Genomic DNA, 14,992 nt, shown 5'->3' with positions numbered 1-14,992 from the left:
CAGCGGGAAAGTCTCAATCGACCCGTTTACAAGCCTGCCGGGGCCGTATTGGCGAAACGGCGCGGCATATTGTGCCGCGCCGGTCCCGCTCAGGCCAGCGCGTCGGCAATGGCCTTGCCACATTCCTCGGTACTGGCCTTGCCCTTCAGGTCGCCTGTCCGCAGGGCAGGTTCGGCCAATACCGTTTCGACCGCGCGCATGATGGCAGCAGCGGCATCCGCCTCGCCCAGATGCTCCAGCATCATCGCCGCCGACCAGATCTGGCCTACGGGATTGGCAATGCCCTTGCCGGCGATGTCGGGCGCCGAGCCATGGACCGGTTCGAACAGCGACGGGTGGGTGCCATCCGGGTTGATATTGCCCGACGGTGCCACGCCGATCGTTCCGGTGCAGGCCGGGCCAAGGTCCGACAATATGTCGCCAAACAGGTTGGACGCCACCACGACGTCGAAACGATCGGGGTTCAGCACGAATTGCGCCGTCAGAATGTCGATATGATATTTATCATGGGTGACGGTCGGGTAATTTTTGGCCATCTCCTCCACCCGCTCGTCCCACCAGGGCATGGTGATGGCGATGCCGTTCGACTTTGTGGCGGACGTCACATGCTTGCGCTCGCGCGTGGTGGCCAGATCGAAAGCATAGCGCAATACCCGGTCGGTGCCGTGACGGGTCATCACCGTCTCCTGGATCACGATCTCACGATCGGTGCCTGGAAACATCTTGCCGCCGACCGAGCTATATTCGCCCTCGGTATTTTCGCGCACCACCCAGAAATCAATGTCACCCGGCTCGCGGCCGGCCAGCGGACAGGGGACGCCGGGCATCAACCGAACAGGGCGCAGATTGACATATTGATCATATTCCCGCCGGAACTGGAGCAAGGATCCCCACAGCGAAATATGATCTGGCACCGTGTTTGGCCAGCCGACCGCGCCAAAGAAGATCGCGTCAGGCTTGCCGATCTGCTCCTTCCAGTCGTCCGGCATCATCTGGCCATGTTTGGCGTAATAATCGCAGCAGGCAAAATCCTGCCATTTCTGGCCGATCGTGAAGCCATAGAGGCTCGCCGCCCGCTCCAGTACGCGGATGCCTTCGGGCATGACTTCCTTGCCAATGCCGTCGCCGGGGATGACGGAGATGTTATAGTTGCGCATGATGCCTCCTTTACGAGGGACGTGTGCCAGCGACGGCGGGAACTGGGCTAAGCGGGCGGGACGGGTGGCTCTAGATCTTCAGCCCGCCGATATGGAACGCTTTTGTCTCCAGATATTCCTCAATCCCCGCATGGGCCCCCTCTCGGCCCAGACCCGACATCTTGACCCCGCCGAACGGCGCGACTTCCATAGCGATCGAACCGGTATTGAGCGCAACCATGCCCGCCTCCAGCCGCTCGGCAACGCGGAAGGCGCGATGCAGATTTTCGGTATAGAAATAGCTGGCAAGGCCATAGCTGGTGGCGTTGGCCAGTTCGATCCCTTCATCCTCATGGGTGAAGCGGAACAGCGGCGCGACCGGGCCGAACGTCTCTTCTTCCGCCAGCCGCATGTCCCGTGTCGCGCCTGTCAGGACGACGGGGCGGGCAAAGCGCTCACCTGTCGCACCTTCGGGCGCTTGCGCAAACAGGGTCGCGCCGTGCGACAGCGCGTCGTCGACATGCGCCTTCACCTTCTCGGCGGCGGCAGTGTTGATCAGCGGCCCGATGGTGCTACCCTGCATGTCGCCCGGTGCGACCTTCAGCGCCGACACGGCCTTGGCCAGCTTCTCGGCAAACTGGTCATAAACGCCGTCCTGCACCAGAATGCGATTGGCGCAGACGCAGGTCTGGCCGGCATTGCGGAATTTGCTGACCATCGCGCTGGCAACGGCCAGATCGATGTCGGCATCATCGAATATGATCAACGGCGCATTGCCACCCAGTTCGAAGCTGACCCGCTTGATCGTGTCGGCGCACTGCCGCATCAGCAAAGCGCCTACGCGGGTCGATCCGGTGAAGGACAATTTGCGCACTACAGGACTGGCGGTCAGCGCACCGCCGATCGCTGTCGGAAGGCCGGTGACGACGTTGAACACGCCTGCCGGGAAACCTGCTTCTTCCGCCAGCTTTGCCATGGCCAGCGCGCTATAGGGCGTCAGTTCCGACGGCTTGACCACCACCGGGCAACCGGCCGCCAGTGCAGGCGCACATTTGCGCGTGATCATGGCAGAGGGGAAATTCCATGGCGTGATCGCCGCCGATACCCCAACCGGCTCCTTCATCACCAATATGCGGCGATTGGCTTCGGGGGCGGGGATGATGCCGCCGTCAATCCGCCGGGCTTCTTCGGCGAACCATTTGATAAAGCTTGCAGCGTAGCGAATTTCGCCCTCGGCTTCCGCGGTCGGCTTGCCTTGTTCGGCGGTCATGATCCGGCCCAGATCGACCAGATTGTCCATCACCAGCGCATGCCAACGCTCCAGCATCGCCGCGCGATCGCTTGCCGTCCGCGCCTTCCACGCCGGGAAGGCGGCCTCTGCCGCATCTATCGCCGCCTGGGTATCAGCCGCGCTGCAATCGGGCACGGTGCCGATGATCGCGCCGGTCGCGGGATTGTCCACCGGCACGGTCGCACCGGACGCTGTGCCGACCCACGCGCCGCCAATATAGGCGCGTTCGACGAAAAGGGCGGGGTTGGAAAGGGAAAGAGTCATCCGAGCGCCTGTGTCGTGAGAGAGAAGACTTTGATCAAGGGGTCTGTCTGCGGCATCGGCCCGCGCACCATGCGCATCACCCGGCCGACGCAGGGCAGGCCCAATTCATCGAGCCAGTTGCTCAGCGCGCTTTCTTCCGGCACGTCGAGCCGACAGAAAATCCCGCTGTTCGATCCGAGCCAGTGGGAAATCAGCGCCTTTGCGCCGCCAGTGTCCGGGGCCACCGTCGGCCCGACGACATAGCCGCGGCCAAAACGGCGGAACAGGGCAAAGCCCACCGGTTCATTGGCGCGCGTCAGCACCACGCCTTGCGCGCCTGGCACCAGAGCATCCAGCAGCGTGTCCCGGTTCATGCCGCTCGCCTGCCGCGCCAGATCATGGAGCGTCGGCATATCCTTCGCCCCCAATGGCCGCACCCGTTCGTCGGGGATGAGTTCGGCGACCGGCACGGCAAAGGCAGCCCCTTGATGCTGGAACACCGGGCCGACCGGTTCAAAGCCAAGCTTGCGATAGAGCGGCGCGCCCTCATCCGTGGCGTTGAGCAGGATCGTACGGTCGCCAAGATCGGCCATCACCGCCTCCATCAACCGGCGACCAAGCCCCATGCCCTGCGCTGCCGGCGATACGATCACCATCCCCAGCGTCGCCGCGTCGGTCCCGTACAACCACGCCATGGCCGTGCCGATAACCTCTCCGTCACGTTCCGCCACATAACCAAAGCCAAGGCTGAGCAGCATGTCCCAATCCTCGATCCGGTGCGGCCACTTCTGTTCGCTGGAAAGCGCGTGCGCAGCGGGCAGATCGTCCACGGTCATCGCCCGCAGGTCCACCATCGCCTCTATGTCTGTCGCCATGCATCTTGCTCCCCGGCGGAAATGGGTCGTCCGCCTGCCCAGATAAGGAATCACTTGGATCGGTATTAATCGGCGTGTCCAAGCATTGGCTGCTGCCTTCGGCCCGTTTTTGGAAGATTATCGCGCAGATTTTCCCCCGCAACTGCAACACATGCCGCGCGCGATCCATATTCTCTCGTCCAGCCTGCATGAAGGAAAGCTGCGCTGTGGACATTTTCAACCCCGATCTCATCGTCTTGCCGCAGGGCAGCAATTTTATCGGGGGACGGCGTGTTGTCGGGCGCGGACAGGCGATTCCCGTGCGGCGCCCCTCGGACGGGCGGATCTATGCCGATCTCGACAGTGTCGATGATGCGCAGTTGGCGCAGGCGGTCGAGGACGCGCAGCGCGCCTATAAAAGCAGCGGCTGGGCGCAGACTGACCCGCGCGGTCGGATGCGGGTGCTGCGCCGCTGGGCTGACCTTATTGATGGCGACATGGAAACGCTCGCACCGCTGGAGGCGCTTGGCTCCACGCGCATGATGCACGAAATTCGCGCCTGGGACGTGAGCTATACCGCTGAAACCGTCCGCTTCTTTGCCGAATGGGCGGACAAGATTGGCGGCGAAGTCGCATCGACCACACCGGACAAGCTGGGCCTTACCATCCACGAACCCTATGGCGTGGTCGCTGCGATCGCGCCGTGGAACCTGCCGCTGGTCATGGCCGCATGGAAAATCGCGCCCGCCATCGCGGCAGGCAACAGCATCGTGCTGAAGCCGTCGGAAATGACGCCGTTCAGCATCGTGCGGCTGGCGGAACTGGCGATCGAGGCTGGCTTGCCCGCCGGCATTTTCAACATCGTTCAGGGTGACGGACGAAGCGTTGGCGATCCGCTGGTGCGGCGTCCTGAGATCGCCAAGGTCACCTTCACCGGGTCAACCGCGACGGGCGCGGCGATCATGACCGCCTGCGCCCAGACCGGCCCCAAGCCGGTGACGCTGGAACTGGGCGGCAAAAGCCCGCAGATCATCTTCGCCGATGCAGGCTTGGACAAGGCATCCGCCATCGTCGCGCGCGCGATCACGCTCAATGCCGGGCAGGTCTGCGTCGCAGGGTCGCGCCTGCTGGTGCAGGACAAGGTTGCCGATCAGGTCATCGATCGCATCATGGCGGCCTTTGCGGCGCACAAGCCGGGACCAACCTGGGCCAGCTACAGTACGCTTGGCCCGATCATCTCCGATGGCCAGCTCGATCGGATCGACGGTATCGTTCAGCGCGCCGTCACTGATGGCGCACAGGTGCTTGCGGGCGGTACACGCGCCACGGCGCCGCAGGATGGCAGCTATTTCCTGCCCACGTTGCTGCAAAATGCTGCGCAGCATAGTGAGGCGGTGCAGAGTGAGATTTTCGGACCGGTGCTGACCGTCCAGACCTTCGCCGACGAAGGGGAAGCCTATGCGTTGGCCAATGACAGCAATTATGGGCTGGCCGCGGGCGTCCATACCGGCGACCTCAGCCGCGCCCTGCGCGCCACCCGCGCGCTGGAGGCCGGCACTGTCTGGGTCAACCGCTATGGCCGCAGCAACGACTTCATCCTGCCGACGGGCGGCTTCAAGCAATCTGGCATCGGCAAGGATCTGGGCCGCGAAGCCTATGTCGCCAATCTCAAGACCAAGGTGGCGCTCGTCGAATTCTGATCAGCGCGCCGCCATGCGCTGCACAGTGCCGACATCGATGACGCCCAGCCGCGCCATGCTGCGGGCTTGGCCCAGTTCGACGATCTGCTCGACCTGTGGGTGGCGGCCCTGCGCCACCTTCAGCCGATAGCGGCCGTACCGAACCCGCTCGAAACTGAACATGCCGTCAAACTCCGTGCGCGCGCGATAGGCGCTTGTACCATCCATCGTCAGCAACTCGATCGTCTCGCCCGCCAGCGCCCGCCCGTTCATCGCCAGCGTCCCTTCGACCGAGGCTGAAGGCGATACGCCCAGTTCGACCACTTCGTGCAGCCCAGCGCGCGGGGTCACAAGGACGCCCGGATTGCTTGGTATATCGAACGGATCGGACAATGATGCTTCGTCCAGCGCAATCTTGATCGGGGTAGCGGGGCTTAGCCCGTCCAGCTCGATGTCCCGTGCCTCTTCCCCGCGCAACCGGGCGGGTAACGGCAGATCGTTCACCAGTACCCCGACCGGGTCGGCAAAGGGCGGTTCGCCCGCATCGCGCCGTCCATTGCCGTCCAGATCGCGAAAGGCTCGCACCAGCAATCCGCCGCCTCGCGCCTGCGACGCGGAACGTACCCGGCCAAACCGTCCGTTCGCGCCTGGGCCTACGCTGAACGTCAGTCCCAGGCCGATCGCCACCGCCCGGCGGCTGTCGCCCGACAGGTTCAGCGTCAGCGCCGCCGGGCCGAAATCGCGCGCATAGGCCGCATCGATCGCGACCTTTTTCTCGCCCGCCGCATAATTGGCGGAAATCTGCACCATGTCGGTTGCCCCCAGCGCCCGGTTCGCGGTCAGCTGGACCCCCATCAACGTGGGATCGGGCTTCAGTCGCCAATGGACCTCGCCCCGCAACCTCACCTTGCCGGCCCGCCCGCTGACCAGCAGCCCGGCTGTCGCACTCTCGCGGGCCATGCCGTCGCTCGACTGGAACCGGCTCCATCCACCCACCAGACTGGCTGCCACGCTGCGCGTCGCAACCGACAGGCGGCCATTCGCCTCTACCCCCTGTCCGCTCTGCTGCCGGGTCGAGCGCAGGTCGAAATGCAGTGGCAGGATCAGACCGGCTGCATGGACCGGCCGGTCGAGCGCTACCCCGACATAGGACCGCAGTGCAGGGTCCATCCGTTCGGATCGCAACCCGCGATTATGGACAGCCTCTACCGCTATGCTGGTCTTGAACAGATCGCCCACGACAGAAGCGCGCATGGCCGATCCGCCGCCCCTGCGGCCTGCCCAGGACACTTCGCCCAGCATTCCACCCAACCCGCCGCGCAGGTTTAGATGGCCATAATCGGCGCTGCCATCTGATGAGGGCGCACGTACGATCGCGGCGCCGATCGACGTTCCCCGGCCCAGTCCATGGTCGACGGCCATGCTGCCGCGCCATCCCGATGCCGGGGTTTGCCGACTCGTGCCGAAACGCAGCAGATCATGATTGCCCTGCACGATATTGGTGGACCACCAGGTCTCGCCCGGCCCCGGCGATTGCGCCGCGATATTATAGACTCGCCGTTCACGTCTGACCTGCCCTTGCGGGCCATAGCGGACGACTTCCAGCACATTGACGCCATGGCGCAACGCAATATCGCGAAAGGCATAGCGTCCATCCGCATCCGCCGGGACCACGCGGAGCAATTCGCCGTTGCGATAGAGTTCCGCGTCCCACCCCTGCGGTAGCAGGCCAGTCAGCGCCACCTTGTCAAATTCGCCAATGGCATCGAGCGGCCGGTTGGTCAGCGCCACGCCGCGTCCACTGGCTGATCCGGCAACAAGGTGGATGGCAAAACTGTCCACATCCCCGATGGCCGCCTGAGTCGCGGCCAACGGCCCCAGCAATTGCCCGTCGGGATCGGCCCGGTAGAGACGCAGCCGCAAACTGTCCGGCATGGCGTTCGCATCGGACGCCAGCCGCGCTTCGGCAGACGCATAGGCCAGTTCGCCCGACGCCAGCATTTCATATCGTGTCGTTCGCACCTGCGCGCCCTTCGCGTCGCGCTGCCACCCGGCGGCCAATGATGCATCGAGCGCGGGCATGCGCCATAGCCGATAGGGGAAGCGGTGCTTCTCCAGCCCCGCTGTCTGTGGTTGCGTTTTCGTCGCCAGCCGCTCGGCCGCCGCTGTCCGGCGCAACGCGGCTTCGATGGGCAGCGGCGCGGGGGACGTGATGGTCAGGATCGCGTTGGTCGTGTCGGCATCAAATGTAACGCCCAGCCATCGGCCCAGCGCCTGGGTATCAACGCACCATCCCGACCGGCTGTCATGAATGTCATTTGCGCCCAGCCGCATATATTCCGTCCCGAACCGCGCCTCGCCAGTATCGCGGTCGATGGCGATATGCCGCGCCTCGTCAAAAGCCCAACCTTGTGCCCGGCGCTTGTCCTCGCTCGGCACCACGGCAATCTTCAGTGCCTCGATCACATCGCCCATATCCAGGCAGATGGCATCCTCGACCGTGAAGCCGCGAATGCCGTTGCCGACGGACAATGACCCGACCCGCGCATCGAACAACAGCGCGTCGTCGGCGGACAGCAGGGCGGCCGCTGCCATCGCCGGCCCCGCGCGCAACAGCAGCAGGACCAGCAGGCATGACAGCAAAACACGCCACAGCCGGGGCCGCGCGTTCATGGGATATGGACCTGTGGTCTGGTGTCAGGGTCGCGCCACGGCTGTTTCGCTCACTGCGCCGCCCGCCGCGGGGTCCGTCTCGACGAACCGCACCTTGAGCGGCCCGCTCACGCGTGCCAGCGCAGCCCGGTCCACCGGCAGCATGATGTGCCGCTGCGCCACTTCCGGATAGGCGGCGATCCCCTTGATCGTGGCGATCGGCGTTTTACCGTCGGCCTGCATCAATTCCAGCGTCCCATAGACGGATCGTTCGCCCGCACGCATCAGGTCGACGTCCAGTTGCGCCTGTCCCTCCTGTACGCTCAGACGGGCGTTGTTCAGGCTGGCGCTGCCTTTCGGCTCGCCCACGCGCACGATGACGGGAATGGTGACGCCGTAAATTGGCGTCAGGCTAATCGACATACCGTCAGCGGCAGGTTGCGGCGCGGCGGCATCGGCGACGTCAGGCACCGCGCGGAACAGCAGGTGCGCGCGATATTCGCCACCCGGCATGGTCGGCGGCACCCGCACGCCGATCCGAACCGTCTGCGACTGTTGCGGCGCCAGCGTGATTTTGCGCGGTGCATAAGTGATCAGGTCCAGCGCTGCGGCATCGCGCTGCGACGCAGTGGCCTCATCGACCGATTCGATCGTGCCTTGTTCGGTCATCTTCCGCAGCACCAGCGATATGCGATATGTCGTCGCCTTGTCGCCGGTATTGTTGACCACGACCTCGCCGCCGCTATTGGCGCCCATGATCAGGCGGGTCGGCGCGACCAGCAGGTCGCCGGCGGCAGCCTGCGCCATGGTCGGCGCAAGCGCATGGCTGGCGACAATCGCCGCCATCATCATTGTGCATTTCATATCATTACCCCATGTCAGCGGCTTCGTGTCCAGCGGGCCGCAATGGGCAAAGATGACGAAAATAGGTTAGCAACTCGCTAACCATGCGGAGTGGGGTCAGAAATATTCGACCATCACTTCATAACTGCCGGTGTACGCGCCTTCGGGCTGCGCCGCCGACAGGGTCAGCTTGCCGCCGACGCTAAACTTGTTTTTGCGCTTGCCAGGATCCAGCACCATCGTCGATTGCGACGCTTTGGGAAGGGCCGTCATGCTTTCGCCACGGCCGTTGGTCAGTTGCGCAGGGGCCAGCATGATGCCGACCATATAATCTTTGGGACCGGTGACATAGAATAGCCCGGCCCGCTCACCGCCCAGGCATTGCAGCCCTGCTGAGCAGCGCACAGTGCCAGATGGCGTCAGCTCTATCGTGCCGCCGGCAGCGCTGGCGGCGATCGTCCCGAAACTGATGTCTGTGGCCGCCTCGACAATCGGCGCCTGCTTGCGCGTGTCGGCATGGGCCATATGGCCGGGCAGGGGGGACAGGCTCAGGGCAATCGCCGCCATGGCGGATATTGCACGCATTGCCCCGTCCTCCCTTCGGCATCGGCGTGGGTGCGGCGCTTATGCGCCGCCCCCGCCGACCGTGATTTACTGATAGGAAACCGAAACCGCATATTGGCCCGAATAGGTGCCGGCGGCCTGATTGGCGCCGACATTGAGCGTGCCGGCAACCTTGAAGCTGCCATCGCCCGTGCCGGACAGGGTCATTGCCGACGTCGTCGTGGCAAGCAACACCGCCATGCTGTTCGATCCGCCATCGGTCAGCGTGATCGACGGATTGTCGATCGCCACGGTCACGGTCTCATTCGCGGCGCCGACGACGGCAAAGGCGCCCGCGGTGGTGGTGCCGAAGCAGGACAGGCCGCTGCCGCACACGCGGCTATTGTCTTCGGCGATGGCGACGGTCGCAGCAGCGGCCGACGGCACGATCTTGCCAAAGTCCAGGTCCGACGATTTGGTGACGGTGATGGCGCGCAGGATCTTAACCGTCGCATCGCCCGTGGCGGATGCAGCGTGGGCCGGTTCGATCGAGAGCGCAGCGCCCGCAAACAGCATGGCAGTCAGGCCCAGGGCCTGAACGGATTTATTGGTCATGTGATATACCCCTTGGTCAGCGTCGGCATTCCAGCTCCGACAGAGGCATGGATAGGAAATGTCCGTCTATCTAAGGCTAATGGGCATGGTAAAGCCGCCATTAACCATCGAAATGACCAGGGAATATATCCTAAATTACTGATATTCAAAGCTAATATTATATTGCCCGGCATAGCTGCCCGGCGGCGTCCCCGCCGTCACGATCATCTGTCCACCCACCGCATAGGATGCCCCAGCGCGACTCGCCGTCGCCACAGGCCCGGATGGCAACAGGGTCACCATCAGACTCGCGGCATCCGGTCCCATCATCGCGACTGCCGGGTCGATCGATACGAACAATGACGAGTCTGAGCCCGTCAACCGGAACAGGGCAGGCTTCCCTTTGCCCAGGCACAGCATTGCGGCGCTGCAATCGGTCCCGCCATCAGGCCGCACCGTCACGATCCCGTCCTGCGCCGCAGGAAGAATACGCCCGAAATCGAGCGATTCTTCCTGGGTCGCCGATAGCGATCGCAAGATCGTCACCGCCGCGCCGCCGGAGGCGGCATTCGCTGTTTGACCCATGGCAAGGCTGGAACAAGCCATGACTCCGGCGAACAGGATGACCCGCATCAAGGGGTATGAAATGATGCTGCCATCCCGCATTACGCCGTTATGCCCGCGAATTGGTATAAATACGTAAGCACAAATGCTTACCGCAACGTTAAGCCTGTTGTAGCACGGGCGGCGGGCCGTTGTCCGGGCTCAGCGTGGCAAAGCCCGACGCATAGGCCAGCCGCATGACTTCGGTGAAATTGTCCGCGCCCAGCTTCAGCATGATCTTGGCGCGATGGGCTTCCGCCGTCCTCACGCTTATCGCCATCTGCTCGGCAGCATCCTTGTTGGTCATACCGCTGACCAGCAGGCGCAGCAGTTCGCTTTCCCGCTCGGTCAGGCTGGCAATGCGCTGCTGCGCTTCGGTATTGGCGCTTTGGTCATCAAGCACCGTTTTCAATTGGCCCAGGCCAGCCTTGACCGCTGCATAAAGCGTCTGCGGCTGACACGGCTTTTCCAGATAATCGATCGCGCCCATCTTCATCGCCTGCACCGCCTGACGGATTTCGCCCCGGCCCGACATCATGATGGTGGGAAATTGGCTGCGCCTCGCTCCCAGCTTCGCGACTGTCTCAAACCCGTCCAGGCCGGGCATATAGACGTCCATCAGCAAAAGCCCGCCAGCAACCGGCATGGCGTCGAGGAAATCCTGGCCCGACGCAAACATCTCGACATCGACCCCCGGCACGATTTCGAGCAGGTCGCGCAACGCGACGCATGTTAGTTCGTCGTCATCGACGACATAAACCTTATGTATCACGTCGACCCCAGCTTGTTAAACATTTGTTATACATGCGCGCTAACCCAACTATATCCCGCCATCAAGCGCCGTGATGGGTAAATGCGGCGGCAGGTGTTCCGCAGAGGGACTAAATAGCTCTAGCCAGCATTTGTAGCGTTACAAAGCCCTTTCTGGCTGGCCTGTGATCAGCGTGAATCGTTCGGCTGCCCCGCGAATCAGGTCTCGCCATTGCTCGTCGGACCACGCTTCCAGCGCCTCATAAATCTCGCGTAGCGCGCTGCTGGTCGTTGCGCTCTCAAACAGGCCGGCCGTCCCGGCCAACTGGTGCATGGCGTTGCGCAACTGCGCCTTTGTCTCGCTCGTCAGTCCATCGGGCGCGGCGGCATCGGCGAATAGTGCGGCGATATTATCCAGCCGCTGGCGATACATGCGCGCCAGTTCGGGGGACGGCGCCGATCCTGTCAGCATCCGATGGTCGTTTTCCACGCGCAACCACGGCTTCAGTGCCGCCTGCAAATCGCTCATCCTGACCGGCTTGGCCACATGGCCCTGCATGCCCGCATCGAGACAGGCCGTAATATCGTCCGCATAGGCATTCGCGCTGATCGCGATGATCGGCAGCCGGTCTGGACCATAGCCACGCCTGCGCAACGTGCGCGTCGCTGTCATCCCGTCCATGTGCGGCATGCGCAGGTCCATCAACACCAGCGCGTAGGGCAAACCCCGCGCATGGGCGTCATCGACCATGGCGATCGCTTCGGCACCGTTGGAGGCAATGGCGACTTCATGGCCCAGCCGCTCCAGCATCTCCGACACCAGCAACTGATTGATGTCATGGTCCTCGACCAGCAGGATGCGGCGCGCGATGGTGGCCCTGACCGGTGGATCCATCATGGTGGGCGCGGGCGCCATCGCTTCGCCCTCTGCGGCTACCAGCGGTATCTGAAGCGCGACGATCGTGCCCTCGCCCGGATTGCTGCGCAGCACGACCTGTCCGCCCATCAACCGCGCCAGCTTGTCGCAGATCGCCAGGCCAAGGCCCGAACCCCCATGGCGCTGTGCCGCCGCCCCATGCGCCTGGACAAATTCCCGAAATATCGCGGTCTGCCGGTCATGGGCGATGCCGATGCCGGTATCCTCCACCTCTATGCGCAACACGGCATCGGGCAGCCTGATCGCCCGGATGATGATATGCCCTTCATGGGTGAATTTGATCGCGTTGGCCAACAGGTTGACGATGATCTGGCGCAATCGCAACCGGTCGCACAGGATCATCTGCGGCAAGGCCGGGTCGACGATGACGGACACGGGCAGCCCCTTGCGTTCGGCCAGCGCATGGAGTGCGGCAACGCTCGACTGCAACTTCTTCTGAAGGTTCACAGGTTCGGGTTCCAGCACCATCTGTCCCGCCTCGATCCGTGAAAAATCCAATATGTCGTTCAGCAATTCCATCATCGACTGGCTGGATTCCAGGATGAGCTCCAGCTTGGTGCGCTGCGCATGGCGCGGCTCATCATGCAACAGCAATTCGGTAAAGCCGATAACGCCGTTCATCGGCGTGCGGATCTCATGGCTCATATTCGCCAGGAAAACGGCCTTGGCATTGGCCGCCTGTTCAGCGCGCACCAGCGCTGCCTCATTCTCCTGTTCCAGATCCTTGCGCCGCGTGATGTCGGTGCCAACCCCGATCAGGCCGATCAACTGCCCTTGCGTATCGACCTCCGGGCCGCAGATCAGGTCGACCCAGCAAATGCCGCCATCGCTGTGGCAGAAGCGCAATTCCACTCGCCATGTCCGCCCTTGCGACATGGCGGTCCGCCATTGCGCCCGTATCTTCTCACGATCATGGGGGTGGATCGCCGCCATCCAGCCAACGCCCATGACCGCGTCGGGCGACAGGCCAGTGGTTTTCAGCCAGGCGTCATTGGCGAAATTGCAAAAGCCCAGATCATCCGTGCGGAAAATTCCGGCAGGTGACAGGCTGGCCAGCGCGGAAAAATGCCGTTCGCTTTCCTCCAGCGCGCTCACCGCCTGCTGGAGCACCGTTTCGCGCTCCATCAATTCGCTGGTCTTGATCTCCACCTGCTGCAACGCATAGGCTTCGCGCCGGATGTAGGACAGCGTCAATATGCCGAATATCCAGCTGATCGCCAGCCCGCAAAGCAGCACCAGCCAGCCTTCGCTCGTCGATACGCTTTGCTCAAACTGGGGCGTGCTGGTCCAGCGCACCGTCCATCTCTGCTCCATCAGCAACAGCGTGCGGGTTACGCTATATTTGGGTCGATGGTTCCCCTTGGCAGCGCTGGCATAAATAGTGTCATCATCGGCCGTCACAGGACCATCGAAAATATGGATGTCCAGCGACCGTCCCTGACTTTGCGTCAAGCCCTCCATCAGGCGGTTGGCGATGAACGGCGCATAGATCCACGCGACCAGGGCCTTGCGTCGCTCCTCCACGGTCACATGGGGCAGGCCGGGCTGATAGAGAGGCCGCAACAGCAGGAATCCGGGGCGCTTTTGCGCATCCTGCACCAATATGATGCGCCGGGTGATCGTCGCCTTGCCGGTGTCGCGCGCGTGCAGCGCGGCGGATCGCCGCCGGGCTTCGGCCAATATGTCCAGCCCCATGGCGGCGCGGTTGGTGGCTATCGGTTCGATCTGGGCGATCACGCCGCGCAGGGGGGCGTTGCTGTCGGGATGGATGCGATAGCCGGGGAAACGCTGCGTCTGCGCGCGCATAAACGCGGGCAGCGTCGCAGGTGTCACGGGACGGATATAGCCCATGCCGTTCAGACCGGGCAGGAATGTGCCCATGTTCAGCGCCGCGACATAGGCGCGCCAATCGTCCGGGGTTATCTCGTCCGACGCGGCAAATAGCGCCGCGGCGCCGTCCAGGCTGCGGGAATAGGCTTCCAGCCGGTATCGCAATGCCCGCTCATTTTCATGCGCCAGCACGGCAAAGCTTGCCTGGTTGCGGTCATGGACGAATTCGGACGTGACCTTCCATGCGGTCAACGTGCCACCGATCATGACCATCATGACCGCGCTCATCGTCGCGGTATAATGCGCGATCGGCTCGCCGCGCCACAATATGCGCCATCCCTTCCAGGGACCGAGCATGATGACCGGGGTGACGATCAACACCCCCAGCAGATCACATGTCCACCATGTCGCCCAGCTTTCGGCAATGGCGGTCGCAGGGATGGAGTGGTTCAGGTACAAAATGGTGACGCCGATGCTGGGCGCGATGACGCAGGCCAGCGGACAGATCAGCGCCGCCATCAGCGCTACATCCCATGCCGACGTCAACTGGATTGGCCTCCCGAAGCGCTTACGTACGATGCAGGCGGCGACCAATGCCTGCAAGGTCGATCCGATTGCAATACACAGCGCGTTGGACAGGATCAGCGGCAGGCCTGCCGTTTCCAGTCGCATCATGCCGATCGCGACATTGACAAGAAACGCGCCGATCGCAACGCCCGGCCATAGCGTACGTCCGAAAACCAGGATAGCGGACACGGCGATACCCGACGCCGGCCAGATTACTGTCGCATAGCCGGGCGGGATCGCCATTTTCAGGCCCAGCCACCCGACGACGCAATAGGCCAGCGCCAACGCGGCATTCAGCGCCGCGATGCGCTGCGCGAAAAGACCCGCGCGCAAAGTTTCGTCACTACCGGTCGATGCCCGGCTGTCCTGTTGTTCCATCCTGCCCCCGGCGCAGGCAGGGCGGCGCGCTTCTGCCCTGTCTGACATCGCGCTTATAGGGCGTGGCGCGCAATCGGCAATGTCAGCCTGTC

General features: G+C 63.3%; 11 protein-coding genes. 1 reads left to right on the top strand and 10 read right to left on the bottom strand.

Going from position 1 to position 14,992, the window contains the following annotated elements:
• Positions 1-89: 89 nt before the first annotated feature.
• From CJD35_RS16590 to CJD35_RS16580, 3 genes are all read right to left on the bottom strand, one after another.
• Positions 90-1,157, bottom strand: coding sequence for a tartrate dehydrogenase (locus CJD35_RS16590; protein ID WP_017181878.1), 1,068 nt, complete (start codon positions 1,155-1,157; stop codon positions 90-92).
• A 70-nt stretch (positions 1,158-1,227) separates the two neighbouring features.
• Complete coding sequence (locus CJD35_RS16585; RefSeq protein WP_017181877.1) at positions 1,228-2,691, bottom strand: NAD-dependent succinate-semialdehyde dehydrogenase; 1,464 nt, start codon at positions 2,689-2,691, stop codon at positions 1,228-1,230.
• Positions 2,688-3,545, bottom strand: coding sequence for a GNAT family N-acetyltransferase (locus CJD35_RS16580; protein ID WP_037514131.1), 858 nt, complete (start codon positions 3,543-3,545; stop codon positions 2,688-2,690). The genes CJD35_RS16585 and CJD35_RS16580 overlap by 4 nt, the downstream gene beginning before the upstream one ends.
• 206 nt (positions 3,546-3,751) lie before the next feature.
• Here CJD35_RS16580 and CJD35_RS16575 point away from each other — a divergent pair, with 206 nt between their 5' ends.
• The gene (locus CJD35_RS16575; protein ID WP_026002177.1) at positions 3,752-5,224 is read left to right on the top strand and encodes an aldehyde dehydrogenase family protein; all 1,473 of its coding nucleotides are present in this window, start codon (positions 3,752-3,754) and stop codon (positions 5,222-5,224) included.
• Here the strand turns inward: CJD35_RS16575 and CJD35_RS16570 are convergent, their stop codons facing one another.
• The 7 genes from CJD35_RS16570 to CJD35_RS16540 form a co-directional block, all read right to left on the bottom strand.
• On the bottom strand, positions 5,225-7,876 hold the full coding sequence (locus tag CJD35_RS16570) for a carboxypeptidase-like regulatory domain-containing protein (RefSeq protein ID WP_095687266.1): 2,652 nt from the start codon (positions 7,874-7,876) through the stop codon (positions 5,225-5,227).
• Between the two features lie 24 nt (positions 7,877-7,900).
• A complete protein-coding gene (locus CJD35_RS16565; protein ID WP_026002175.1) occupies positions 7,901-8,719 on the bottom strand; it encodes a fimbrial biogenesis chaperone in 819 nt (272 codons plus the stop codon).
• 96 nt (positions 8,720-8,815) lie between these two features.
• Entirely contained in the window at positions 8,816-9,283 is a 468-nt protein-coding gene (locus CJD35_RS16560) for a DUF4402 domain-containing protein (protein WP_086486117.1), read from the bottom strand.
• 66 nt (positions 9,284-9,349) lie between these two features.
• Positions 9,350-9,856 (bottom strand): DUF4402 domain-containing protein, encoded by a 507-nt coding sequence (locus CJD35_RS16555; RefSeq protein WP_017181871.1) that lies wholly within the window; start codon positions 9,854-9,856, stop codon positions 9,350-9,352.
• A 135-nt stretch (positions 9,857-9,991) separates the two neighbouring features.
• Positions 9,992-10,420: a DUF4402 domain-containing protein gene (locus CJD35_RS16550; protein WP_241763591.1), complete on the bottom strand. Its 429-nt coding sequence runs from the start codon at positions 10,418-10,420 to the stop codon at positions 9,992-9,994.
• Between the two features lie 139 nt (positions 10,421-10,559).
• Complete coding sequence (locus CJD35_RS16545; RefSeq protein WP_017181869.1) at positions 10,560-11,210, bottom strand: response regulator transcription factor; 651 nt, start codon at positions 11,208-11,210, stop codon at positions 10,560-10,562.
• A gap of 138 nt (positions 11,211-11,348) precedes the next feature.
• Positions 11,349-14,948, bottom strand: coding sequence for a CHASE domain-containing protein (locus tag CJD35_RS16540; RefSeq protein WP_100215193.1), 3,600 nt, complete (start codon positions 14,946-14,948; stop codon positions 11,349-11,351).
• Positions 14,949-14,992: the final 44 nt, after the last annotated feature.

The organism is Sphingobium xenophagum, from assembly GCF_002288285.1.
Taxonomy (GTDB): Bacteria; Pseudomonadota; Alphaproteobacteria; order Sphingomonadales; family Sphingomonadaceae; genus Sphingobium; species Sphingobium xenophagum.
This window is presented reverse-complemented; position numbering and strand designations above follow the sequence as displayed.